22 protein-coding genes are annotated in these 24,576 nt (G+C 65.3%); 7 read left to right on the top strand and 15 right to left on the bottom strand.

Annotated features, from left to right (window positions below):
• The first annotated feature begins 69 nt into the window (after nt 1-69).
• Nucleotides 70-1,680, top strand: a complete 1,611-nt coding sequence (locus SB749_RS05295; protein WP_410709391.1) for a nucleobase:cation symporter-2 family protein — start codon at nt 70-72, stop codon at nt 1,678-1,680.
• A 200-nt stretch (nt 1,681-1,880) separates the two neighbouring features.
• Here the strand turns inward: SB749_RS05295 and SB749_RS05290 are convergent, their stop codons facing one another.
• The 10 genes from SB749_RS05290 to SB749_RS05245 all read right to left on the bottom strand — a co-directional run bounded on the left by SB749_RS05290 (nt 1,881) and on the right by SB749_RS05245 (nt 14,024).
• Nucleotides 1,881-4,016, bottom strand: a complete 2,136-nt coding sequence (locus SB749_RS05290) for an HNH endonuclease signature motif containing protein (RefSeq protein WP_410709390.1) — start codon at nt 4,014-4,016, stop codon at nt 1,881-1,883.
• A 251-nt stretch (nt 4,017-4,267) separates the two neighbouring features.
• Nucleotides 4,268-4,945: an HAD family hydrolase gene (locus SB749_RS05285; protein ID WP_410709389.1), complete on the bottom strand. Its 678-nt coding sequence runs from the start codon at nt 4,943-4,945 to the stop codon at nt 4,268-4,270.
• Nucleotides 4,946-5,016: 71 nt separating this feature from the next.
• Nucleotides 5,017-5,766, bottom strand: a complete 750-nt coding sequence (locus SB749_RS05280) for a M50 family metallopeptidase (protein ID WP_410709387.1) — start codon at nt 5,764-5,766, stop codon at nt 5,017-5,019.
• 165 nt (nt 5,767-5,931) lie between these two features.
• The gene (locus SB749_RS05275) at nt 5,932-6,945 is read right to left on the bottom strand and encodes a sugar phosphate isomerase/epimerase family protein (RefSeq protein WP_039211626.1); all 1,014 of its coding nucleotides are present in this window, start codon (nt 6,943-6,945) and stop codon (nt 5,932-5,934) included.
• The gene (locus SB749_RS05270) at nt 6,942-7,901 is read right to left on the bottom strand and encodes a sugar phosphate isomerase/epimerase family protein (protein ID WP_410709386.1); all 960 of its coding nucleotides are present in this window, start codon (nt 7,899-7,901) and stop codon (nt 6,942-6,944) included. The genes SB749_RS05275 and SB749_RS05270 overlap by 4 nt, the downstream gene beginning before the upstream one ends.
• A gap of 27 nt (nt 7,902-7,928) precedes the next feature.
• Nucleotides 7,929-9,146 (bottom strand): substrate-binding domain-containing protein, encoded by a 1,218-nt coding sequence (locus SB749_RS05265; RefSeq protein WP_200885321.1) that lies wholly within the window; start codon nt 9,144-9,146, stop codon nt 7,929-7,931.
• A 16-nt stretch (nt 9,147-9,162) separates the two neighbouring features.
• Nucleotides 9,163-10,311 (bottom strand): ABC transporter permease, encoded by a 1,149-nt coding sequence (locus SB749_RS05260; RefSeq protein ID WP_410709385.1) that lies wholly within the window; start codon nt 10,309-10,311, stop codon nt 9,163-9,165.
• Entirely contained in the window at nt 10,308-11,393 is a 1,086-nt protein-coding gene (locus tag SB749_RS05255) for an ABC transporter permease (RefSeq protein WP_410709383.1), read from the bottom strand. The genes SB749_RS05260 and SB749_RS05255 overlap by 4 nt, the downstream gene beginning before the upstream one ends.
• Nucleotides 11,390-12,904 (bottom strand): sugar ABC transporter ATP-binding protein, encoded by a 1,515-nt coding sequence (locus tag SB749_RS05250; RefSeq protein WP_039211628.1) that lies wholly within the window; start codon nt 12,902-12,904, stop codon nt 11,390-11,392. Before SB749_RS05250 ends, SB749_RS05255 begins: the two co-directional genes overlap by 4 nt.
• Before the next feature lie 19 nt (nt 12,905-12,923).
• Nucleotides 12,924-14,024: a Gfo/Idh/MocA family protein gene (locus SB749_RS05245; RefSeq protein WP_410709381.1), complete on the bottom strand. Its 1,101-nt coding sequence runs from the start codon at nt 14,022-14,024 to the stop codon at nt 12,924-12,926.
• Nucleotides 14,025-14,119: 95 nt separating this feature from the next.
• On the opposite strand from SB749_RS05245, the gene SB749_RS05240 reads away from it, so the two are divergent.
• From SB749_RS05240 to SB749_RS05225, 4 genes are all read left to right on the top strand, one after another.
• Nucleotides 14,120-15,307, top strand: a complete 1,188-nt coding sequence (locus SB749_RS05240; RefSeq protein WP_052240144.1) for an ROK family transcriptional regulator — start codon at nt 14,120-14,122, stop codon at nt 15,305-15,307.
• A gap of 118 nt (nt 15,308-15,425) precedes the next feature.
• The gene (locus SB749_RS05235; RefSeq protein ID WP_410709380.1) at nt 15,426-16,349 is read left to right on the top strand and encodes a PhzF family phenazine biosynthesis protein; all 924 of its coding nucleotides are present in this window, start codon (nt 15,426-15,428) and stop codon (nt 16,347-16,349) included.
• Nucleotides 16,346-17,317, top strand: a complete 972-nt coding sequence (locus tag SB749_RS05230; RefSeq protein ID WP_410709378.1) for a methyltransferase family protein — start codon at nt 16,346-16,348, stop codon at nt 17,315-17,317. The genes SB749_RS05235 and SB749_RS05230 overlap by 4 nt, the downstream gene beginning before the upstream one ends.
• A 45-nt stretch (nt 17,318-17,362) precedes the next feature.
• Nucleotides 17,363-17,794, top strand: a complete 432-nt coding sequence (locus tag SB749_RS05225) for a YdeI/OmpD-associated family protein (RefSeq protein WP_369863841.1) — start codon at nt 17,363-17,365, stop codon at nt 17,792-17,794.
• On the opposite strand, the gene SB749_RS05220 is transcribed toward SB749_RS05225, so the two are convergent.
• Nucleotides 17,795-18,169 (bottom strand): VOC family protein, encoded by a 375-nt coding sequence (locus SB749_RS05220; RefSeq protein WP_410709376.1) that lies wholly within the window; start codon nt 18,167-18,169, stop codon nt 17,795-17,797.
• A gap of 98 nt (nt 18,170-18,267) precedes the next feature.
• On the opposite strand from SB749_RS05220, the gene SB749_RS05215 reads away from it, so the two are divergent.
• Nucleotides 18,268-18,741, top strand: a complete 474-nt coding sequence (locus SB749_RS05215) for a MarR family winged helix-turn-helix transcriptional regulator (protein ID WP_410709374.1) — start codon at nt 18,268-18,270, stop codon at nt 18,739-18,741.
• 81 nt (nt 18,742-18,822) lie between these two features.
• Here SB749_RS05215 and SB749_RS05210 read toward each other — a convergent pair whose 3' ends face one another.
• The 4 genes from SB749_RS05210 to SB749_RS05195 all read right to left on the bottom strand — a co-directional run bounded on the left by SB749_RS05210 (nt 18,823) and on the right by SB749_RS05195 (nt 23,040).
• The gene (locus SB749_RS05210; RefSeq protein WP_039211639.1) at nt 18,823-19,296 is read right to left on the bottom strand and encodes a VanZ family protein; all 474 of its coding nucleotides are present in this window, start codon (nt 19,294-19,296) and stop codon (nt 18,823-18,825) included.
• Between the two features lie 80 nt (nt 19,297-19,376).
• Entirely contained in the window at nt 19,377-19,844 is a 468-nt protein-coding gene (locus SB749_RS05205; protein WP_235355253.1) for a VanZ family protein, read from the bottom strand.
• 157 nt (nt 19,845-20,001) lie between these two features.
• Nucleotides 20,002-21,081 (bottom strand): NAD(P)-dependent alcohol dehydrogenase, encoded by a 1,080-nt coding sequence (locus SB749_RS05200; protein WP_410709373.1) that lies wholly within the window; start codon nt 21,079-21,081, stop codon nt 20,002-20,004.
• A 132-nt stretch (nt 21,082-21,213) separates the two neighbouring features.
• A complete protein-coding gene (locus SB749_RS05195) occupies nt 21,214-23,040 on the bottom strand; it encodes a bifunctional 3'-5' exonuclease/DNA polymerase (RefSeq protein WP_410709371.1) in 1,827 nt (608 codons plus the stop codon).
• Nucleotides 23,041-23,201: 161 nt separating this feature from the next.
• Here SB749_RS05195 and SB749_RS05190 point away from each other — a divergent pair, with 161 nt between their 5' ends.
• On the top strand, nt 23,202-24,575 hold the full coding sequence (locus SB749_RS05190; protein WP_410709370.1) for an FAD-binding oxidoreductase: 1,374 nt from the start codon (nt 23,202-23,204) through the stop codon (nt 24,573-24,575).
• The last annotated feature ends 1 nt before the right edge of the window (nt 24,576 follow it).

The following is a 24,576-nucleotide window of genomic DNA, read 5'->3' as shown; positions in this document are numbered from 1 at the left end:
ACACCGGCCACTGAGGTCGGTCAGTCACAGTGAGGTCTTCGCCCGAGGACGCACTCAATGGAGAGATAGATGTCGGTATCCCATCAGTCGCCCAGCAACGACCGCAAGTCTGCGGCCGCGAGCAAGCCAGCCCGTCCGGAGGACGAACGGCTCTCCGTCGGCAGCTCGTTCGCCTACGGTCTGCAGCACGTGCTCACCATGTACGGCGGAATCATCGCCGTTCCCCTCATCATCGGCAATGCCGCCGGTCTCGACGGCAACGGCATCAGCCTCCTCATCGCCTCCTGTCTGTTCGTCGGTGGTCTCGCAACGATTCTGCAGTCGGTCGGTGTGCCGTTCTTCGGCTCGCAGCTGCCGCTGGTCCAGGGCGTCTCGTTCGCCGGTGTCGCCACAATGACGTCCATTCTGGCCGGCGGCGACGGTCTGCCTGCGGTCTTCGGATCGGTGCTGGTCGCCTCGGTGATCGGTCTAATCGTCGCTCCGGCGTTCGCACTCATCGTGAAGTTCTTCCCGCCGGTGGTCACCGGAACGGTCATCACCACAATCGGTCTGTCACTCATGCCCGTGGCCGCAGGCTGGGCCATGGGCGGGGACGCCGAGGCCGCCGACTATGGCAGCGCGCGCAATATCCTCATCGCCGTAGTCACCCTGGCCATCGTGCTCATCCTCAGCCGGATTCCCGTCGCGATGATCTCCCAGCTGTCGATTCTGCTGGCCATCATCATCGGCACCATCGGCTGCCTCATCTTCGGCTGGGCCGATTTCTCCCATGTGCTCGATCGCGGCATCTTCGCGTTCCCCGAGCCGTTCGCCTTCGGTATGCCGACATTCTCGGCAGCGGCGATCATCTCGATGTTCATCGTCATCATCGTCACCTTCGCCGAGACGACTGCGGACATCATCGCTGTCGGAGAGATCGTCGATACGAAGGTCGACTCCAAGCGCATCGCTTCGGGTCTGCGCGCTGACATGCTGTCCTCGGCGGTCTCGCCGATCTTCAACTCCTTCACGCAGTCGGCTTTTGCGCAGAACGTCGGTCTGGTCGCTATCACGGGAGTGAAGTCGCGCTTCGTCGTCACTGCCGGCGGTGCGATCCTCGTGGTGCTCGGTCTGCTGCCGGTGATGGGCGGGCTGATTGCCGCAGTGCCGACTCCGGTTCTCGGCGGCGCGGGCATCGTCCTGTTCGGCACGGTCGCCGCGTCGGGCATCCGCACGTTGTCTAAGGTCGAGTACGAGGGCAACCTCAATATGATCATCGTGGCGGTCTCGCTGGCCTTCGGCATCATCCCGGTTGTCGAGCCCGACTTCTACAACGCCTTCCCCGATTGGGTCGGCATCATCCTGCACTCGGGCATCTCCTCGGCCACTCTCATGGCCGTGCTGCTCAACCTCGTCTTCAACCACATCGGTGTGAAGACGAAGGATCGCTCCGACCGATCGGTCTTCGTGGCCGGCACCGGACGGGTCATCCGCAAGGAAGAGCTGCAGCGCCTCATCGATAACGAAGCCATCCTCTATGAAGGCGATACCATCAAGGACGGGAAGGTCGTCGACTGCAACGGTGAAGAGGTTCCCGTCGTCACCGAGGAGCAGCACGAGAAGGTCATCGACGCCGCCCAGAAGGGTGAGGTGCGCACCCAGGAAGACGTCCGCCGCCTCATCGCCGAGGACGGGACCTAAAACTGGATACGCCAATTAGGCTCGGTTACACCGCTTGGGCCCCGGCCGCCGCCTGCGAAGGCGCGCGTCCGGGGCCTCGTGCGTTTCAGAGCTGCCGGCAGGTCGGGCCGGGTCGTCAGGTCGGGCCCGCTGTCAGATCGAGCCGGCGTTCAGAACGGGGGCGCCGTCAGATCAGGCCCACTGTCAGATCGGGCCCGCCGTCAGAACGGGGGCGGATCTCCGGAGTCCCAATAGTCGTTCCACGGCGGCTTCCGGCTGTCCGTCGGGGCACACTTGTCCCCTCGTTCGGGACTGGGTGATGGATCTGCAACCTCACGATGACCGGCCGGGGTCAACTGCCCGTCACTCTCGGGCCGGCACGAGTCATCGACCGCAAAGCAGCCGGGAGTGTCGTAGGAAGTCACTTCAACGTCGTCGGAGATCCGCTCGCCAAGCAGATTCGGCAGTTGGGCATAGTTCTCCACCTGCCGAGCATGCTCGGCATTGATCGGGTTGTCCGGCGGATACATTGTTGCGACGACTCCGCGGGTGAAGGAGTACTCCACCGCCCCGTCCTCGGTCAATCGCACCGAGAACCTGCGGTCGGTCTTCGCCTGGTGGTCGGGTTTGCACAGCGGATGGAGGTTCTCGAACGTCGTCTGACCACCTCGGGCCGGATCGGCATGGTCGAACGGAATGATGTGGTCGACTTCCGAGGTCTCCGCTCGTCGGGTGCACCCCGGAGCAGTGCAGGACTGCCATTTGCCGACCAAGGGCGCGCGCACTTCTGCCGGGATGTGGTAGCTGCGTGAGCGGGCATCGATCGGTGTCCCGGTGGCGGGATCGGTGAGGATCCGGTGCCAAGTGGGGCTCTCACCTGCGAGAGCCCGTGCTGCGTCGGGCGGCACCGGGGTGCCGTCGGAGAACGTTCCCGGTAGTTCCGACTTTCCCACCGCGGTGAGATATGGAACCGTCACCATCATCTTCGCCTGCTCTCGCACCCACTGTCCGTGGGTGGGCATGACGAGCTTGATGGTGGTCTTCACGTCGGCCCCGGTGCTGGCTGCCGCTTCCGCTTCGCGCTGCGCGGTCTGCGCGGTGCGATCGACCGCGGATGCGGTGATCGGAGCCATAGGGTCGGATTCGTCGGCAGTCTCGAGAGCGATCTCGTTGGTGGTGGTCTCACCGGTCGTGGTGTCGTGCGTCGTTACGGCGATGCTCATCTGCGGGGTCGCTCGAGTGGCGATGTCGAACATCAGGGCGGCAATGCTGTCCTGGTCGGCAACCTCGAGGACGGCGGTGCTCTCTTCGGTGAGTGCTGAGAGGTTGCCATTGCGGATCGCCCGGGCGAAGGCCTCGATGCGCAGGTAGAAGGCGTTGAGTTCCACGGCGGGTCCGGACAGGGTCACCGAGGCGGTGCCGTCGGGGTAGTTCATGATGTCAACCCGGCGACGCTTCTTGGCCAGCTCGGCGCGGTCATCGACAGGCACGATCGCCGCGATCTTGAGGTTCAGCGACTTCCTGAAGGTCTCCAGGGTGATATCGGCACGACGGTCGCCCAGGTAGGCATCGAGACGGGGCAGATACTCAAAGGCGACGTCTTTGATGGCACGGGTCGCGGCAAGCGCGTGTTCGATCGTGAACTCACCGGCCAGGCAGCGCTGCAGGAACTTCGGCAGGCCGAACGCCAGTGTGACGGCGTTCGTGATCTCGTTGTAGGCACCGTCGCTCGACGAGCCGAGGACCGTGGTCAATTCGGCGATCTCTTCGCGAGCAGCAAGTTCATGGACCCAGCTGTTGAAGGATTTGTGCAGTCCGAATTTGGGAAAGTTCGGAAGCGGGGCCGCCGGCGGAGCAAGTGGCTGATCGACGATGCTCTCCCCGGTTTCGCCGTTGCCCGTGGCAGTGCCGGTGGAAGAAGCAGTGTCATCAGACCCGACGACTTCGCGGTCTTCGAGAACGAAGCCGGTGGATGTCCAGGGGTCCACGAAGTCGTCCTCCTTGGGCAGGAGTCCGTCACGTGCCGTGATGAAGCGGCCAGCCGTCTCAGTGAACGTTGCGTGATAGTAGATCTTGTCGCCCTCGGCGTAGCGGAGTTTCTCAATGACATCGGTCAGAAACAGGCCCGCGACGGCTTGGAATTCGGCGAGGCGAACTCCCGTGCTCAATTGAGACAGACTGACGACCACGGCCATCGGCGAGTCGGGGTCGACGTCGAGACGACGGGGCGAGTCGGGGCCGATCAGAGGGACCTGTGGCGAAGAAGAGGGATCCGCCGATGCGGCGGGGGAACCGGAGACTGATTCATTCGAGGCACGCTCGAGACCGTTGCTGCCCGGATCCTGAGGATCCTTCATCGGTCTCGCCGCCTTTCACGTCGATGTGAATGCCTTGACTCTATTTTACTCCCAAGAAGGAGAAATGAATGTCACATTTCGATTACGAAAAGTATATCTACGATTCTGAATGCCGTTTGATACATTTTGATCAATCATATCGTCCCAGCCGGGGTACAGCCACTCGGCCGTTCAGTCATCTACCCACTCGGCCGTTCAGTCATCTACCCACTCGGCGGTTCAGTCATCTACCCAATCGGCGAGCCAGGCACCTACTCAGTCAGCAGGCCAGGCAGCTGGTCCATCGCGCTGAAGGTCTCGGCCGCGCCTGCAGCCATCAGCGTTTCCGCGCTCTGATGAACCGGAGAATCCGGGCAGAACCCGAGCACGCGGGATCCGGCCGCAACCCCGGCGATCACGCCTGTGGGCGAATCTTCGATCACGGCCGCCTCGGCGGGGTCGATCTGCAAGGATTCGGCTGCCGCCAAATAGACGTCCGGGTCAGGCTTCGAGTTCGGCTGCTCCATGCCGGAGAAGATCCGACCGTCGAAGGCATCGAACAGGCCGATCTTGCGCAGCTGCAGCTCGATTTTGGGACGATCCGCTCCCGAAGCGCAGGCGATCCTGCCCGGGTAGATCTCAGCGATGCGGTGAACGGCCTCGACGACCCCGGGAATCGCTTGGAGGGAGGCCTCGAGCTGGGCATTGCGCCGCCGTCGGAACTCCTGCATCCACTCCTCGTCGATGCGGAATCCGGTGTGCTCCTCGATGACATCAGCCTCGTCGCGGAGCATCTTGCCGATGAATCGCGCAATGCATTCCTCGGCACTCAGCTGCCAGCCGAGCTCCTGCAGCATCTGGTGGAGGACGCCGTTCGTGATGCTTTCGGAGTCGACGAGGACTCCGTCACAGTCGAAGAGGACGGCGGAGAATTTCGGAAGTGGGGCCATACTCCGATTCTGCCACCAGGCACTGACGCGGAATCACGGCCCTCCGGGTCGCCGCCCAAAGCTCGCCGCATTCACACCGCGCCGACCGACACCGCCGTATACAGCACCCGTGCGGTGGCGAGCGCGCAGCCGACGATGACCAGCGCAAACAGCGTCAGCCAAGCACCGGCGGGCAGCGCCGAACCCTGAGCGAGGATATAGGCATCGGACTGCTGCACATGGCGCCGGCGCGTATGGACGCGGATGACCTTGACGAGGTCCTTGAGCGACCCGATCGTCAGCGCCGTGCCGAGCGCGGCGACGAAGACCGAGATCCACTCCAGCGGCAGGAACACGACGACGAGCTGCGCCGCGATCGCCGTGATCACGGCGATGACCGCGCCCGCGAAGTTCCGGATGAAGATGAGCGCGACCAACAGGATCAGCGCACCCACCGACAGTGCCAAAGGGGCCCAACCGAAGACCGCCGAGGTGGCCAGGACGAGTCCGAGCACGCCCGGTGCCGGATATCCCCAGAAACCCGCCCAGGTGGCGGAGAAGCCGACTCGGCCGAAGGAGTTCATCTGCCCCGAATGGTCGAAATTCAGCGAGATCCCCCTGACCACGCGCCCCGTCATCAGGGCGGCGAATGCGTGACCGAGTTCGTGGATGAAGGTCACGAACAGTCCGAAGAACCTCCAGATCCCCGGAGTCAGGGTCACGACCAGGGGCACTGCGATGACGAGCACGAGCCCGAGGACGTCGAGCTCGAGCCCGTCCTGCCGCCCGAAGCCCGAGGTGATGGCGTCCCACCACGTCGCCGTTGCCTGCTTGAAGTCCATAGCGGCCCAGTGTACGAACCGCTCCTGAGCGGGACCCTCAGGACCTCCTCAGCGATTCGGGAGGTCGGGGCTACGATGACTCAGACAGTCGGGGCGCCCACGGTTCGGGAGGTCGGGCACTTCGGAGGCTGGAAAGGCATCGCCTGGTCAATGACCCGAGGAACCTCATTGATTCGAGAACGCTGCATCGAATGAGGTCTCCGGTCGCTTCCACAGCAATTCGCGGATCCGGTCGACCGCTTCGGCGGCGCCGTGGAGACGGTCCATCCCAGCGTCCTCCCATTCGATGGAGATCGGTCCGTCGTAGCCGACCGAGGCGAGCGCCCGGAACGCGTCCTCCCAGTGCATATCGCCATGGCCGGTCGAGACGAAATCCCACCCTCGCCGAGGATCGCCCCAGGACAGATGAGAGCCGAGGATCCCGCTTCTGCCGGTCGGCGGCCGGAGCCGAGTGTCCTTGCAATCGACGTGATAGATGCGATCGGCGAAGTCCGTGATGAACCCGATCGTGTCGATTCCCTGCCACAGCAGATGGCTCGGATCCCAGTTGAGACCGAACGCCTGGCGATGGTCGATCGCCTCCAACGCCCGGACTGTCGTCCAATAGTCATAGGCGATCTCAGAGGGATGGACCTCGTGGGCGAACCTGACCCCTTCACCATCGAAGACGTCGAGGATCGGATTCCACCGGTGCGCGAAGTCTTCATACCCCTCGTCGATGACCGACGCCGGAACAGGCGGGAACATGGCGACATAGGGCCAGATCTTCGAACCGGTGAAGCCGACGACGGTGTCGACCCCGAGACTACGCGCCACCCGAGCAGCGCGCTTCATGTCCTCAGCCGCTCTCTGCCGCACTCCTTCCGCCTCACCGTCTCCCCACACATAGTCCCTGACGATCGCCTGATGCCGGAAGTCGATCGGATCATCGCAGACGGCTTGACCGGCGAGATGGTTCGATATCGCCCACACCCTGAGTCCGTGGCGGTCGAGGATCTCGAGCCTCGACCGCAGATAGGAAGGGTCTTCCTCGGCTCGGACCAGATTGAGATGGTCTCCGGAACAGGCGATCTCCAAACCGTCATAGCCCCACGAGGCAGCTAGGCGCGCCACCTCCTCGAACGGAAGATCGGCCCATTGTCCGGTGAAGAGAGTGACGGGATGAGAGCTGTCGGTCATGGCTGCTCCTCTGCAGTTTCGGCTGAGTGATCGTGACCAGCTGGATTGTCGTGACTGGATGAGTTGTCGTGACCAGGTACGTGGTCATCGTGGTCTGCTCCTGCCCGCGCCCGCTGCAGCGCGGTGAGAAATTCGGCGCTCGAACGTGCCAGTGCGTCCTGACTCTCCGCCAACGGCCGCCAGATCGAAGCAGCCACGGCAATCGTGTCGTTGTCGCCGGTGAAGCTCTCCACCGTCAGCGGACCGCGGTATCCGATGTCGTCGAGTGCGTCGAAGATCGCCTTCCAATCCGTATGATCGCCTCCTACGGGTCCGCGGTCGCTGCCGCAGACCTGTACGACCCGACAGTGCTCCCCGGCGGTACGGATCGCAGCGGCCGGCGATCGTTCCTCGATATTGAGGTGGTAGGTGTCCAGGGCCAAGCCGACGCCTTCACCCAGCAGCGGGTCCAAAGCGTCGAGCCCCTGTTCGACGGTGTTGATGATGCTCGTCTCGTAGCGGTTGAGAGGTTCCACAGCGATCGTCACGCCCCTTTCAGCCGCGAACGCGGCCACAGGGCGCAGAGCCTCCCGAAGCGTCCGAACCACCGCGGTCCGTTCCCCCGCGTCCATCCGCCACACCCGGCCGGTCGCTGCCGTGAACGGTCCGGCCACAGTCGGCGAACCGACGTGGACCGCCACCTCGACGCAGTGACGCAGGTAGTCCTGCGTATCCGACCGGAATCTCGGGTCGATAAGATCCCGACCGGACCCCATCGCCCCGACGATCCGCGCACCCAGACCGAACTCGGCCACCACCTCGGCGGCGGTCGGGGGGTCCCAGTCCCCCGGCGCCTCCACCGGAAGTTCGAGCAGGTCGAATCCGAAATCGCGGGCACGGCCGGCGAACCCACCGAGGCTGTCGGTCGTCAGCGGCGACACCCATACCCAGGTGTTGACTCCGATCTCTCGCTCCATGATCCGCTTCGCCCTGCCTCTCACGGCTCAGGGAATGACCCTGTCCTGCCACACCTCTGGGAATCCGGACAGATCCTCACCGCCGAACTTCGCATAGTGCCCATCAGGCATCCCCTTGTTCCGGTCGAGGTACTCATCGAGGTCCTCCGCCGTGATCGGGCTCTGCGGCAGCACCCATTCGGTCGGCACCTCTTCACCCTTGAAGATCATCTCAGCGGCGAGCAGCGGTGTCCGCCACTGGAAGTTCGAGTACACGGGAGCCATTGCCGTCATGTCCGTGTCCTTCCATTTGCGCAGGAAGCTGAGCTCGTCCTCGCCGGTCATGACGGGGTAGTCCTTTCCAGCGTCCTCGAAGGCTTCGACGGCGGAGACGGCGCCATCGCCGGCGTCCATCCAGACACCCTGGACGTCGCCCTTGGCGAGTTCGTCGGAGACGACCTTCTTGATCTCGGCCGGGTCTCCCTCGGTGAAGTAGTCGACGACCTCGATATCGGCCTCACCGAAGAGCTTCTCAGCTGCCGCCCACCGCTGTTCGAGCACATCGACGCCGGGCAGAATCCGCAGTGCGACGACTTTGTCTCCCTTCTCCAGGTTGTCGATGAGGAACTGTGAGGTGTCGATGCCCCATGCGAAGCCGCCGATCGGATGGATGAAGGTCACCGCACAGTCGGTTTCCACACCTCGGTCGAAGACGATGACTGGTTTGTCCGTCTTGCAGGCGCGTTCAACGGCAGGGGTGATCGCCGAGGTCGAGTTCGGCGAGATGATGAAGCCGTCGCAGTCGCCTTCCGAGATGAAGTAGTCGATGTCGGCGATCTGGGTGTCGTCGTTGTCCTGAGCGTCGCGGGTCTCCATCTCGGTGATGACGCCGTTCTTCTTGAGATCCTTCAGCTGTTCATTCATGGTGATCCAGCCGGTCTGCCTCCAGGGGTTCGAGATCGAGGCATTGGCGAAGCACATCTTCTTCCCGCCCTCGGACTTGAACTCCGAGGTATCGCCCATCTCAGGGTTGATCATCTGCAGGTACGGCTTGTCCTCGGGGCCTTCGGGGACGACGTCGCGTTCTTCGAATTGGCGATCGTAGAGCTTCTGGTCGAACCACTCCTCAGAGGAGTCCTCGCCGCCGCCCTCACCTCCTCCGGGTTCCACCGTGGGGTCGGTTGTGCACCCGGCCAAAGCGATGAGCGCGGAGGCACCGACCAGCGCGACCGCCGTCCTCAGCACTGGTTTCAGTCCTGTTCTCATGATGGTTTCTCCTCTGTCATTGCCGTACGGCACCATCGCCGCCGGCCGGTGGGGTCGACGGAGTGGTCTCCGCCGAGGTGGTCAATGGGTTCGTCGAGACTGAAGTCCGACCACGTCTGCGCCGTCGGGCGAAGACCACTCCCGAATAGGCGACTGCAGCGATGATGATCGCGCCTTGGATCGCATCGCGCATGGTTGCCGGAACCGCGGTGAAGTTCAGCAGAGTGAACAGGGCTTCCAAAGTGAACGCACCGGTGAGGGCTCCGAGGACGGTGCCTCGGCCTCCGCCGAGGACCACTCCGCCGAGGACAACGGCGGTGATCGCCGTGAATTCGTAGCCCTGCCCCACGGAAGGATGCACTCCGGCGAAGCCGACCAGCAGCACCCCGGCGACCGTGGCCGACAGCGACGAGAGCACGAACGCCGCCGTCTTGGTCCACCACACTCGGGCGCCTGCAAAGGTCGCTGCCGCCGAGTTGTCTCCGATCGCGACCAGAGTCCGACCGAAGGGTCGACGCGAAAGCCACACTGCCAGAAGAATCACGGCCGCCAGGATGAGTACCGCGAACGGCATGACATCGATGAGCGGGATGCCCTCGAACCCACCCCGGCCGATCTGTCGGAAGTTCTCGGCGGGATTGCTCGTCGCCACGCCTCCGGTCCACCACATGATCGCACCGTGGATGATGAGCATGGTGCCCAAGGTGACGATGAACGAGGGCACGCGCAGCAGAGTCGTGGCCAATCCGTTGATCAGTCCGACGAGGATGCCGATCCCGATGAGGACGACGAGCACTGGACCGGTCTTCGACTCATCGACTCCGACGAGATGGCCGACGGTCATCACCTGAGCAGTGACGACGGCTCCCATCGACAGGTCGAACTCACCGCTGACGATGACGAAATACTGTCCGATCGCCACGATTGCGATGGGTGCGACCCGTTGGATGAACCGCATCAGCGATCCGGGCTCGGCGAAGCTCGGGTTGAGCACGACGATGGCCAGAAGGATGACGATGAGGAGGACCACGACGATCCCCTTCGGATCGAGTGCCCGCCGTCCCAGTTCGGCAATCCTGTCCCCGACGCCGAGGCGGCTCTGTCCCGACCGTGGAGTCTCAGGCTGTGCCTGCGCCGAGGGTGGGAGCGAGGTCGAGGAGTTCACGACTGACTCCCCTCTCCGGTGACGACCGCTTTCTCGCCGAAGTTCCCCGTCTGTGCGGTCCGGATGGCAGAGCGATTCCCGTCGGCGAGGTTCGGCCCCTGCGGTGCGTGGGCGAACCTGATGCGGCGGGCGACGATCCTGCGCCGCGCGTAGAGTGCCACGGCGACGATGATGACGAGCCCCCTGATGACGTCCTTGAGGAATGGATTGAACTGCATGACGCTCATGAGGTTGTCGAGGACTGCGAAGATCGCGACTCCGCCGATGGTTCCCCAGATCGATCCTCGCCCACCCATGAGCACTGTGCCGCCGAGCACGACTGCGGCGATGGACAGCAGATCATAAGTGCCTTGTGAGCCGACGGTCGGACTGCCGACTCCCAGCCGACTGGCCAACAGCAGTCCCGCGAATCCCGCGCAGACCGAACTGCCGATATGCGCCCCGATGATCGGCAGGCGTTCACGGACTCCCGAGAGCCGAGCGACCTCAGCATTGCCTCCTGCGGCAAAGAGGTGGTGGCCGAAGGTCGTGCGGACGAGGATGAACGCGACGAGAGCAGCCAAGGCCAGCATGACGATCGTCGAAATCGGGACCGGACCGATGCCCGAGGCACCGAAGAGCTGAAACGACCACGGGACTTCTCCCTCGGTGCCCTGATAGTTCGTGTCCAGGTAGCCCTTGAGCATCAGACCGACCCCGAGGGTCGCGACGAATCCGTGGATTCTGAGCACCGAGACGAACAGTCCGTTGGTCAGCCCGATGAGAGCGGTGATCGCCACAGTGAGCAGCACTGCAGGGATCACCATCCCATCGCGGCCATCCATGGTCTGTGCGGCGACCAGACTCGCCAGGCTCATGACGTAGGGGACCGACAGGTCGAGGGAAGCGCCGAGGATGACGAGCGTCTGTCCGATAGCTACGAAACCGAGCACGCTCATACCGGTGAGGATGTCGCGGATGTTTCCAGGGCTGAAGAGATTGCGGCCCGTTGTGGCGACGAGTATTGCCGCGACGATGAGCACGATGACCAAGGCGATATAGACCAGAGCGGTGGTATCGAGATGACGCAGTCGAGTCCTCACTGTTCAGTCACCACCTGAGCTTCGGTTCCGGTCGCCAGCGACAGAACCTCCTCTTCGCTCGAGCCGGGAGGAAGCTCCCCGGCGATCCGACCATCGGCCATCACAAGGATTCTGTCTGCCATTCCCAGGACCTCCGGAAGCTCACTCGACACGAGGAGGATCCCCACGCCTCGGCGCGCCAGGCTTCGGATCAGGCGGTAGACGGCCACTTTGGCTCCGACGTCGATTCCGCGAGTCGGCTCGTCGAGCAGCACGATCCGGGGTGAGGTCGCCAGCCATTTCGCCAGAACGACCTTCTGCTGGTTCCCTCCCGACAGCGCCCGCACTTCCTGGTCGAGTCCTCGACTGATGATCTCGAGCGATTCGAGGATCGCCGGGACTTCCGTCTTCACCCGGGCAGTTCTCGACGGGAACACTGCACGGATGGCCAGCAGCGCATTGTCCGCAATGGATTGCGACAGCGCCAGACCTGTGCCCTTGCGATCTTCGGTGACCAGCGCCAGGCCCTGCCGGACGCCCTGCCGTGCGGAATTGATCCGCCCGGACTTTCCGGCCAGTCGAAATGCGCCCCGTGTGAATGGCTGTGAGCCGAAGAGGGCTTCGAGCAGCTCGGTCCGACCTGAGCCTTGAAGACCGGAGACGCCGAGAATCTCCCCTTCACGCAGTTCGAGCCCGATGCCCTCCAGCTGTTCGTTTCCTCCGCCGTTGACCTCCAACAGCGGTTCTCCGATGGTCGTCCCGGGTTCGGGTTCCGGGAAGAAGGCGCTGATGGGTCGACCGACCATGGCCCGCACAAGGCTCGCATGATCGAACTCGTCTCGTGGTCTGCCGGCCACCAGGGATCCGTCCTTCAACACGGTGATCTCATCGCAGAGGTCGAAGATCTCCTGCAGCCTGTGGGAGACGTAGATGATCGCCACACCTTTGGCTTTGAGAGTGTCGATGACGCGATAGAGAACAGCCACCTCGTTGTCCGACAGCGCCGCAGTGGGCTCATCCATCGAGATGACCTTCGCATCAACAGACAGTGCTTTGATGATCTCGACGATCTGCTGCTCGGCCACCGTCAGCCAGCCGACCTTCGCGTCAGGGGTGATGCCGGTGACGTCGAGCTCGTCGAGGAGCTCCTGTGTCCGCCGCTTCATCGCAGCGACATCGACGATTCCCCACTTGTGCGGTTCCCGTCCGAGGAAGACATTCTGGGCGACCGTGCGATCCGGCAGCAGGTTGAATTCCTGGAACACGGTGGCGACTCCGGCTCGTTCGGCCTCGACCGGATGAGAGAAGTCGACGAGTTCGCCGTTGATCCGCAGCTCGCCGGAATCCCGCTGGTGGACGCCGGCGATGATCTTCATCAGAGTGGACTTTCCTGCACCGTTCTCACCGACGAGACCGTGGACGGTTCCGGAGTGCACCTCGAGCGATACTCCATGCAGAACCTCGACGCCGAAGAAGCCCTTCGTGATCCCGGCAGCCGAGAGCACCGGCCGGCCCGCCTCTGTTGTGCTCATGTCTGCTCTCCTGCGGTGATCACGATGACTCGACCTCGACCCACGCGCGCTGTTCGGCTGAGTTCAGCACGGCCTCCGTCACGAGCACGGCTCGCACCCCGTCTTGCAGAGTCGGCAGACCCTCCGGCCTCTCGCCGGCGAAGAGCGCATAGGAGTCGGCGACGAAGGCATTGAACGCATCTTGGTATCCCTGCGGGTGGCCGGCCGGGACCATGCACAGACGCGCGGCATCGGCGGACAGGGAGTCGGGATCGCGGACGAGAAGGCGGCTGTCGGCTCGCTTGCCGAACCACAGCTGTTCGGGCCGCTCCTGCTCGAAGCGCATGCTCGCCTCGGTGCCGGCGATCTCCACGGTCAGTCCGTTCTTGCGTCCGGGAGCCAGCTGGGACACCAACAGTGAACCGATGGCACCGCCGGTGAACTCCACGGTCACGGCCACGGTGTCCTCCGTGGTCACCGCGGTGCCGCCTCGGCGGGGATGAACTGTCCTCGTGGTCGCCACCAGGGACGATATCCGGTCATCGACGATGAACTCGATGAGGTCGACGAGGTGGGAGCCGATATCGGCGAAGGCCCGCGAGGGGCCGCCGCGCTCAGTCTCGACGCGCCAGTTCTCGTCGCCCGAGCCGAGCAGCCAGTCCTGCAGGTATCCGGCGTCGACTGTCAGCAGCGTCCCGGCCTGACCCTCGCGGAATCGGGCTCGGGCCTCGCGCACCATCGGGTGGTAGCGGTAGACGAACGGAACGGTCCCAAGCAGACCCGCCTCGTCGGCGCGGGCCAACACGGCACGCGCGGCCGTCGAATCAGTCGCCAAGGGCTTTTCGCAGATGATGTTCGATCCCGCGTCCAGGGCCTGCAGGGACTGTGCCGCGTGGACGTCATTGGGCGTGCAGATGTGGATCGCGTCGAGCGATCGATCAAACAGCTCCATGTCCGAAGCAGGCCGGCCGAAGCCCAATTCGGCGGCGACCTCGGTGCTTCTCGCTGGGCTTGAGGCGACGACGCTGTCGAGCACGGCTCCGGCCGACCGCGCGGCCCGACTGTGGACGCGCCCCATGAACCCGCCGCCGAGGAGACCGATTCGAGGCGCCTGCGGAACCGCATGAGCAACATTGACCATGCATCATTATGTTGTCTGCATCACCTCTTTTGTCAATGCTTTTTCAAAAGTATTCATATCGTCACCCAGAAGTAGCAATGTGGTTTACTGAATGAATGACATTGTCGACCGATCCGCACACTTCTGACCTGTCCCATGCGGGTGGGCTGTTCCAGCTGCTGCGCGACAGCCGACCGCGGACTCGTGCGGAGCTGGTGCGTTCGACTGGTCTGTCTCGTCCGACGGTGGCGCACAGGATCGAGCAGCTGCTGGGGCTGGGGCTCATCGCCCCAGTCGATGATGCGGCCTCCACCGGCGGTCGACCGAGCTCGCAGTTCGCTTTCAATCCTCGGGCCCGCGTCGTCGTCGCTGCTGACTTCGGGGCTTCACATGCGCGGATCGCGGTGACGAATCTGGCCGGCGAGCTGCTCGCCGATCATCGCGCCAAGCGAGCCATCTCCACTGGTCCCGAGGACGCCGTCGACTGGATGACCACCACCGCCCTCCAGCTGCTCGAACAGACCGGGCGCAGCATCGGCGAGGTCGTCGGCATCGGAATCGGTCTGCCCGGTCCCGTCGAGTTCTCAACCGGCAGGCCGATCAATCCTCCGATCATGCCCGGCTGGGATCGCTTCGACCTCCCCGGAGCACTGAAGAAGACCTTTTCGGCGCCGGTCCTCGTCGACAATGACGTCAACATCATGGCTTTGGGCGAGCAGACCGCGGCCTGGCCCGACGCCTCGGACCTGATCTTCGTCAAAGTCGCGACGGGCATCGGGGCCGGAATCATCTCCGGCGGCTCACTTCGCCGTGGCTCGCACGGTGCGGCAGGCGATATCGGGCACGTTGCGCTCTCCCGAGCTGCGGATATCCCCTGCGCGTGCGGCAACCGCGGTTGCCTCGAAGCGGTGGCCTCCGGTCGAGCGATCGCACGAGACCTGACGAATTCCGGGGTCCCCGCTGCTACGCCCAGCGATGTCGTCCGCCTCGCCAAGGACGGAGATCTGCAGGCCATTCAAGCGGTCCGCCAAGCCGGGCGCGACCTCGGCGAAGTGCTCACCACATGTGTGAGCCTGATGAATCCGGCGCTCATCCTCATCGGCGGAACCATGGCACAGGCCGCCGAACACCTGGTCGCGGGTGTCCGGGAGGTCGTCTACGCACGATCGATCCCGCTGTCGACCGAGCACCTCATGATCGCTCCTTCGCGCGCGGCCGGGGACGCCGCGATCCTCGGCGCGGCTCAGCTGGCCATTGATGCAGCACTGTCGCCCGAGCGGATCTCCGCCGCCCTCCGCAGCTGACACCCCCGCGCCAACGGGGGCCAATCCACCGACGCTCCGGCCTGGGCCTTTACACTGTGAGAAGCGCCCGCGCAATCCCCCGCTCGCAGCGTGGTCCGCATCTTGCGAAGGAGTGTCATTGTCACAGCACCGTCGTTTCGCCCAGGTCGATGTCTTCTCTGCCGTGCCCTTCCAGGGCAACCCCGTCGCGGTCATCGTCGACGCCGATGGCCTCGATGAGACGCAGATGGCCCGCATCGCGAACTGGACGAACCTGTCCGAGACCACCTTCGTCCTCCCGCCCGACGACCCCGCGGCCGACTACCGCCTGCGCATCTTCACCCCGCACCGAGAGCTGCCCTTCGCCGGCCACCCCACGCTCGGTTCGGCAGCGGCCTGGCTCGACGCCGGCGGCGCCCCGCAACACGCGGACCGCATCGTCCAGGAGTGCGGTGCCGGTCTCGTCGACATCCGCAGATCCCCTCGCCGAAGCGGCCCGACCGATCCGACCGACTCGACCGATCCGACCAGCCCGACCACCCCGACCGACCCAACAACCGGATCCACCGAAACCCTCGCCTTCGCCGCCCCCGATCGCCTGCGCTCGGGACCGCTCGACGAGGCGTACGTCGAGCAGATCGCAGCCGCCCTCGGCGTCGATCGCTCCGAGATCGTCGGACACCAGTGGGCCGACAACGGCCCCGGCTGGGCGGCCGTGCGACTGTCCAGCGCCGAACAGGTGCTCGCACTGACCCCCGACTTCTCGGCGATCCCCGATGCGAAGCTCGGCGTCCTCGGCGCCCACCCCGACGGGTCGGACCACGAGTACGAGATCCGCGCCTTCGTGCCGGGAGTCGGCGTCGCCGAGGATCCGGTGACCGGCAGCCTCAACGCCTCCGTCGCCCAATGGCTCATCGGTGAGAACCTGGCCCCGAACAGCTACACCGCGGCCCAGGGAACCGCGCTCGGCCGCTCCGGAGTCATCTCCATCACCGCCGAGGACGACGAGATCTGGGTCGGCGGAGACACATCCATCTGCATCCGCGGGACGGTGCACACATGAATCGACATCTCACCGAAGTGAACAAACCGAAGAAACGACTGCGCATCTTCCACGGCCGCATGTACTTCGCCCTCCAGGCCCTCGCCGGAGCGGTATGGTGGCTGGGCACCGCGATGATTCCCGGGGTGGCCGACGCGACGCTCGGCAGCATCGACCCGCTGCTCGTCGCGTTCGTGGACATCCCGCTCTTCGTCATCGGTTCGGCCCTGGCCGCGCTCAACTTCCGCTGGGCCGTGTGGATCGCCACCGGTTGGACCGTGCTCGTGGCGCTGGGCATGGTCGTCTATGCGACCGCCACCACCGAGGCGGGACTCGGCGCCGTCCTCATGATCCTCGCCGCGCTCGGCAGCCTCCTTGCCGGTGTGCTCATGATCGTCGGGCGCATCCCGTCCGAGAAGCTCCTCATCGGACCCTTCGCGTTCCACAGTTCGCACACCCGCATCCGGTCCCGCCTGCTGATGCACACCACCATCCAGATCGTCGTGTTCTGGGGCGTGTTCCTCGTCATCATCCCGGTCATCATCAATGCCTTCGAAGACCGCTGGAACCTCGCCTACAAGTTCCCGATCCTCATCGTGGTCGTCGGCTTCGCCCTGCTCGCCTTCTCCAGCGTCATCGGCGTGTGGTCGGCCCGAGCGATCGCGAACTTCGGCTCCGGCACCCCGCTGCCCTCGCAGATGGCCCACCACCTCGTCGCCCGCGGCCCCTACGCCTTCGTCCGCAATCCGATGGCCATCGCCGGCGTCGTCCAAGGCATGGCGATGGGTCTGCTCATCGGCTCGTGGCTCGTCGTCGTGTACGCACTCATCGGCTCACTGCTGTGGAACTGGCTCATCCGCCCCCACGAGGAGAGCGACCTGATCGAGCGCTTCGGCGACGAATACCGCGACTACGCCAAGCGCGTGCGCTGCTGGTGGCCGACCTTCTCGACCGCCGAAACCGCTCCCGACCTTGTCGACGAGGACTGATCGGCCTACGCTCGGTCAAGACCATCCACTCACCGAGGAGGCCGCATGGTCACGTTCACCACTGAACTCCTGAAACTCGGCAACAACGTCGGCATCGAAGTTCCCGAGGACATCGTGCTCGGCTTCGGCGTGGGCAAACGGGTCCCGGTCATCGTCACGATCGAAGGCTATTCGTATCCCTCGACGACCGCGGTGATGGGTGGGAAGTACCTGCTCCCGCTCGCCAAGGAACACCGGGAGAAGATCGGGGTCGCCGGCGGTGAGACCCACGAGGTGACGCTGACTCACGACACCTCGAACCGAGAGACCCCGGTTCCCGATTCCCTCGCCGAGGCGCTCGCCGCCGCCGGTGTCCGCGCGGCTTTCGATGCGCTCGCACCGTCGAAGCGCAAGGAGCATGTGCGCCAGGTGACCTCGGCAAAGGCCGAGGAGACCCGGAACAGACGGATCAGGAAGATCGTCGACTCGCTCGGCTGATCACCCTGCGTCGTGCAGGGTCACCGCATAGCCGTCGGGATCGGCGAAGGCGAAGGTCAGCCCGAAGGGGCTGGGAGCGGGCGCCCGGAGGATCTCCACCCCCGCCTCGGCGAGGGAATCATGCAGTGTCTGGGCATCATCGCACCTCAGCCACAGCGCCACTCCGCTTCCCGGGCGATCGCCGGAGTCGAGGTCGACGCCGGGCAGCGGTTCGCGCACGGCAAAGGGGATCGGCGAGGTCGTGAACACGACCGCTCCGGGCGGGGCGGCCGGGGCTCGGGTCAGCCCGAGCTGCGATTCGTAGAACTGTGCGGCCGCTTCCACGTCGCGCACCTGCAAGGCGATGAAGTCCGGACCGCTCACTGACGCATTCATGGTGTTCTCCTTCTCTTTCGGCATCCCGCCGCATGGCAGGACCCGCTCTCGTCTTATGTCAGTAACCTGACATCAGAAATGTATGTCAGAATGCTTACATGAGTCAAGAGACTAATTCTGGAGAAGCCGTCGGGGAGGACAGGCTCGAGTCGCTGCTCGGCTATCAGCTCAAACATCTGCAGTCGGCGCTGCGGTCCCGAATGGATGAGACGCTCCGACCGTTGGAGCTGACCACGCCGCAGTACAACTGCCTCGAGCAGCTGCGGCGACGGCCGGGAGCGTCGAATTCCGAGCTCGCGCGCGGCGCCTTCGTCACCCGGCAGACGATGAATACGCTGCTGCGCGGGCTCCAGGAGCGGGGACTGATTGAGCGACCCTCCACGGCCGAATCCGGTCGCATCCTGCCCGCACGCCTCACCTCGGCGGGCTTTGAGGTGCTCGATCAGGCCGTCTCCCGCGTCGAGGCGGTCTCCGCGCGCATGGTCTCACCGCTCGACGATGAGACTCGGACGATGGTCACCGAGGCGCTCGGCCGGTGCATCGCGGCCCTCGAAGAAGCCGAGGACGACTGAGGGCCGGGAGATCGAGCGGTCACCGAAAGGCCGGCTGGAAGGCCGGCGGACAACCGGGGCCCCGGACTGACGTGATCGGATCTACACCGGCGCGAGCTCCCTCTCGGATTCCCGCCTCGTCGACCGTTTCGGCCATGCGGCCAGGCAGCACAGGCCGAGGAGCGCGCCGATGCCGGCGCCGAGAGTGTTCGTGACGAGGTCGCTGAGCGTGGCGAAGCGGGACTGAGTGAGCACGGTGCCTTGGAAGATCTCGATGGCGGCGCTGAAACCCGCGCCGAAGAGGAATCCGAGCCACCAGCGTCGGCGCCCGAAGTGCAGGGCCGCGAGGAAGCCGAAGGGAATGAACATCGCCACATTGCCGAGCTTCTCGACCCGTTCATAGGTCAGCCAGGCAGTCTCCCGGTGAGCGGCGAAGAGGTCGAGTGCGTGCCCGATGAGGGTGTCCGGGCCGGTGCCCAGCTGCTGCGGGGTCAGCGTGATGGCGGCGATGAAGAGGGTGTAGAGGACGAGAAGGGCCAGCGGCGCACCGACTGTGCGCTGATCACGATCGGTCATCACCGACCAACTTACGACCGAATCCTGGGCACATCCTCAGATGCGGATATGACCCGGCTCTCACCGGACCTCGGGACCTCTCACCGGACCTCATGGTCGACGGGGACGCGGTCCATCCTCGGCGGCCAGATCCTCATGACGACGAGTCCGACCACAGCTCCGATGCCGGCACCGAGGCTGTTCGTCACGAGATCGCTGATCGTGGCGAAGCGCGTGGGTGAGAGCAGGGTCGCCTGGGTGCCCTCGATGAGGCACGTGAACGCGATGCCCGCGACCCAACCGACCCACCAGCGGCTGCGGCCGCACTGGAGGGCCACAAGCAGGCCGAAGGGAATGAACATTCCGACATTCGCGAGCTTCTCGAGGATGTCGAAGCTGATCCATGCGGTCACCCGGTGGGAGGCGAGGAACTCGAGCAGTCCCGCGATGAACGACCCGGGGCCCGTGTCCATCTGGTTGGGCGTGAGCGTGACGAGGCCGATGAACACGGTGTAGAGGATGAGCAGCGCCAAGGGCACCGTCCGCAGCTGTCGCCTCGTGTCCGTCATCTCTCCCCCGCCCCTCGGCCCGGTCTCATTCTGCCCGCCTGCGGCATGGGGGTCGAGGGATTCCCGCAGGGATTGCGGGAATCACCCCGACCATTGCGGTCCCACGCCCGGGATTCAGACGAGGTGGGCCCAGACGCGGCGAATCAGACGAGATGGATCAGGCGATGGCCTCGACGTCGTCGAAGCTCGCGGTGTCGATGACGACGCGGAACTGCACATCTCCGGCCACGACCCGATCGTAGGCGGCATCCGCCTCGGTGACGGGGATCGTCTCGATCTTCGCGGCGATGCCGTGTTCGGCGCAGAAGTCGAGCATCTCCTGGGTCTCGGCGATGCCGCCGATGTTCGATCCGGCGATCGCCTTGGCACCGCCGATGACGGCGCCGAAGGAGAACTCCTGCTTCTCCGGCGGCAGGCCGACGACGGCCATGACCCCGCGCGGCTTCAGCAGACGCAGGTAGCGGTTGACGGGGATATCGGCGCTGATCGTGTTGAGGATGAGGTCGAAATCGCCGGCATGGTCGGAGAAGAAGTTCTCGTCGGTGGTGGCGAGCATCCGCTTCGCACCGAGTTCCAGTGCCGCGGCTTCCTTCTTCAGCGTGCGCGAGAGCACGGTCACTTCCGCGCCCATGGCCGCGGCGATCTGGACACCCATATGCCCGAGTCCGCCGAGTCCGAGCACGGCGACCTGCTTGGGAGCACCGTTCTTCTTCTCACCGGCGCCCCAGCGGTTGAGCGGCGCATAGGTGGTGATGCCCGCGCACAGCAGCGGGGCGGCGACGTCGAAGTCGAGCGCATCGGGGATCCGGCAGACGAAGCGTTCGTTGACGACGACCTTCTGCGCGTATCCGCCCTGGGTGATCGTGCCGTCGACGTCTTCGACGTTGTACGTGCCGACGTTGCCGTTCAGGCAATTCTGCTCCTGACCGGCCAGGCATTCCTCGCACTCGCCGCACGAATTCACCATGCAGCCCACGCCCACGCGGTCGCCGACCTTCCAGTCGGTGACATCGGAACCGACGGCCTCGACGACGCCGGCGATCTCGTGGCCGACGGTGAGCGGGAAGTGCGCCTCGCCCCATTCGTTGCGGATGGTGTGGATGTCGCTGTGGCAGATGCCTGCGGCCTTGATGTCGATGACGACGTCATCGGGTCGGGGATCCCGGCGCTGAATCGTGGCCACGCGGAACGGCTGATCCGCTCCCGTCTTCTGCAGTGCCTTGACGCTGATGCTCATGTGATCTCCTTGGACTTGCGTATCCGTTGCTGGGCCACATCGTCCAGCGCTTGCGGCTCGCAGTCTATTCCATGCACATGGACTTATTCTTCGACGATCCGCTCAGTGCCCCATTCGGCCCCATCGAACGCTTCAGTCCTTGATCGCCCGCTCCCCGATACTCAGGTCGAGGGGGAAATCGACGGGGGCAACCCCGAAGAGCAATCGACCCGCCGAGGCTGCCGCCGCCCTGATCGCCTCCGCCGCCTGATCGGCCTGTTCGGCCGGGGCATGGACGATGACCTCATCGTGGAGGAAGAACACGAGGTGGGCACGGCGGGAGAACACCGGCCCCGAGGCGGCCGCCGGGGAGGTGCCCGCCCCACCATCCGGTGTCGCCGCCTCTGACGTCTCCTCGATCTCCGGCAGCCGCGCCAGACGCAGTCTCAGGTCGGCCAGCCAGGCCAGCGCCCATTCGGCCGCTGTGCCCTGAACGACGAAGTTGCGAGTGAATCGTCCCTGGTCACCGGCGGCCCGCCGGGCCCGCTGCTCATCGGCACCGGTGGCGTCGAAGCGGTTCGCCGCCCTCTGCAGTCTCTGCCACCCCTCGCCGGGCGGCGGAGAGGTCCGTCCCAACCAGGTGGACACGACTCCTCCCTGTCGTCCCGCCTCGGCGGCGGAATCGACGAGGTGCATGGCGGCAGGGAAATTCTGCCGCAGACGCGGCACCAGGGCTCCGGCCTCACCGGTCGTCGATCCGTACATGGCACCCAGCACCGCGATCTTCGCTTCCTGCCGGGTGGCCACGACGCCGGCGTCGACGAGCCCGGAGTAGAGGTCCTTGCCGAATCCGGCCTCGGCCATCGCCCGGTCGCCGGACATGGCGGCGAGCGCGCGGGGTTCGAGCTGGGCGACATCGGCGGAGACGAGCCGCCACCCCTCGTCGGCGCGCAGAGCCGGACGCAGCTGCCGCGGGATCTGCAGGGCCCCTCCCCCGCTGGCCGCCCACCTCCCGGTGACGACTCCTCCGGGCACATAGACCGGCCTGTACCGGCCGTCATCGACCCATTCATCGAGCCAATGCCAGCCGTTGGCGCTCAGCAGCCGGGCCATCTTCTTGTACTCGAGCAAGGGCGCGATCGCCGGATGCTCGCTCGTCTGCAGCTCCCATTTCGAGGTCGAGGCGACATTGATGCCGGCGTTGCGCAGGGCCGCGAGCAGCCGGTTCGGCGAATCGAGGTTGACCCGCGGATCCTCAAGGGCCTCACGGACCTCCTCGGCCTTGGCCAGCATCTTCGCAGGCTTCCCGTCGCGGATCGGACGGGGACCGAGCAGGTCGGACAGTATCCGATCGTGTTCGACCTCGTCCCAAGGCACGCCTGCCGCACGCATCTCTGCGGCGACGAGTCCTCCCGCCGACTCCGCGGCCAACAGCAGCCGCAGTCGTCCCGGATCGCCTGCGGTCTCCATCGCCGCGGTCTGCCGGACATACTCGGCCAGGGCCGCCTCGAGGTCATGTGGAACCTGCGGGATGAATCCGCGTCCGGCATCGACGTCGAAGAGAGCGGCCGCCTGTTCGGGCGCTGCGGCGTCGGTGGGCGCGGCGTCCCATTCGGAGGCGGCACGCACCGCCTCCGGTGCGGTGACGAGTTCGGAGCGGGCGAGGATCGCATGGGACAAGCGCAGATCGTGGCAGCGTTCAAGGCTCACCCCGGCGGCCAGCAGCGGCGGGCACCATTTCGCGGTATCGCTGAGGACCCAGCGGGGGCGGGCCCCGCCCGGCCCGCGCGAATCTCCCCCGACCCCGTTCTCACGGTCGCGGACGAGCTCGGGCAGGTCCACCTCGGCGAGGTCGATCCGACCGACCTCCTCACCGGCACTGTCGAGGTCGACGATCCCGATCCGGTGCCCCTCGAACCCGGTCCCGGGCACGGTTCCGAGCACGCAGGCGGCGGGCCGCTGAGCGGGGGCGGAGGTCATGGATCCAGCCTACGCCGCGGGGGCGCTCGGACGGTCGCGCGGACGGTCTCCCGCTCGCCCGTCCACACCCTGACCCTGACCGCCCGCCGCGAACGTGATCCTGGTAACGTCGAGAGCGAATTCCGGGTGCCGAACTCCGCTCGAAAGGTCAGACACACAACATGGACGTTGTCTCCTCCCTCACCTCCGCTCTGCCGGCCGAATCCGTCATCACCGATCCCGATTCGATGGATGCCTACCGCTGGGATCGCGCGAACGACCCCGATGCCGGGGTGCCTGCCGCCGTGGTCCGGGTGAGGACCACCGAGGAGGTGCAGACGGTGGTGCGCATCGCCGCCGAGGCGAAGGTCCCGATCGTGCCCCGCGGCGCCGGATCCGGCCTGTCCGGCGGCAGCTCCGCGATCGCCGGCGGAATCGTGCTGTCCCTGGACAAGATGCGCGAGATCAGCATCGATCCCGTCACCCGCATGGCCACGGTCCAGCCGGGTGCCTTCAATGCCGAGGTCAAGACCGCCGCGGCCGAACACGGCCTGTGGTACCCGCCGGACCCCTCGTCCTTCGAGTTCTGCTCCATCGGCGGAAATATCGCCACGAACGCCGGCGGTCTGTGCTGCGTGAAATACGGTGTGACCACGGACTATGTCCTCGGAATGACCGTGGTCCTCGCCGACGGGCGGGCCGTGAAGCTCGGCGGACCCCGGCTCAAGGACGTCGCCGGTCTGCCGCTGACGAAGCTCTTCGTCGGTTCCGAGGGGACCTTGGGCGTGATCACCGAGGTGACCCTGCGTCTCATTCCCGCTCAGCTGCCGCCGACGACCGTCGTCGCGATGTTCCCGAAGCTCGCCGATGCCACGAACGCCGTGCTCGAGATCGCAAAAGCCATGCGCCCCTCGATGCTCGAGTTCATGGACAAGCCCTCGATCAACGCCGTCGAGGACGAGCTGAAGATGGGTCTCGACCGTGAGGCCGAGGGCATGCTCGTCATCCAGTCCGACGAACCCGGCGAGCACTGCACCGTGCAGGCGAAGATCATCGAGGAGATCTGCAACAGCAACGCCGCCTCCGAGTGCTATCTCACCGCCGACCCCGACGAGGGCGAAGCCTTCGTCACGGCCCGCCGGATCGCGATCCCGGCCGTGGAGAAGAAGGGTGCTCTGCTGCTCGAGGACGTCGGCGTTCCGCTGCCGAAGCTCGGCGATCTGGTGCTGGGTATCGAAAAGATCGCGGCCGACCGCGAGGTGACGATCGCCGTCATCGCGCACGCTGGCGACGGCAACACGCATCCGCTGCTCGTCCTCGATCCCAAGGACGAGGAACAGCAGAAGCGCGCGCAGATCGCCTACGGCGAGGTCATGGACCTGGCCACGGGACTGGGCGGGACGATCACCGGTGAGCACGGCGTCGGCCGCCTCAAGGCACCGTGGCTCGCGCCCTACCTCGGCGAGGACGTCATGGAGCTCAACCACCGGATCAAGCAGGCCCTCGATCCGGACAACATCTTCAACCCGGGATCGGTCTACACCGGGCTCGTCTGAG

Origin of the sequence: Brevibacterium sp. SIMBA_078 (assembly GCF_046534565.1) — a bacterium.
Lineage (GTDB): Bacteria > Actinomycetota > Actinomycetes > Actinomycetales > Brevibacteriaceae > Brevibacterium.
The sequence above is the reverse complement of the archived record's forward strand: the minus strand, read 5'-3'. Positions and strand labels throughout refer to the sequence as shown.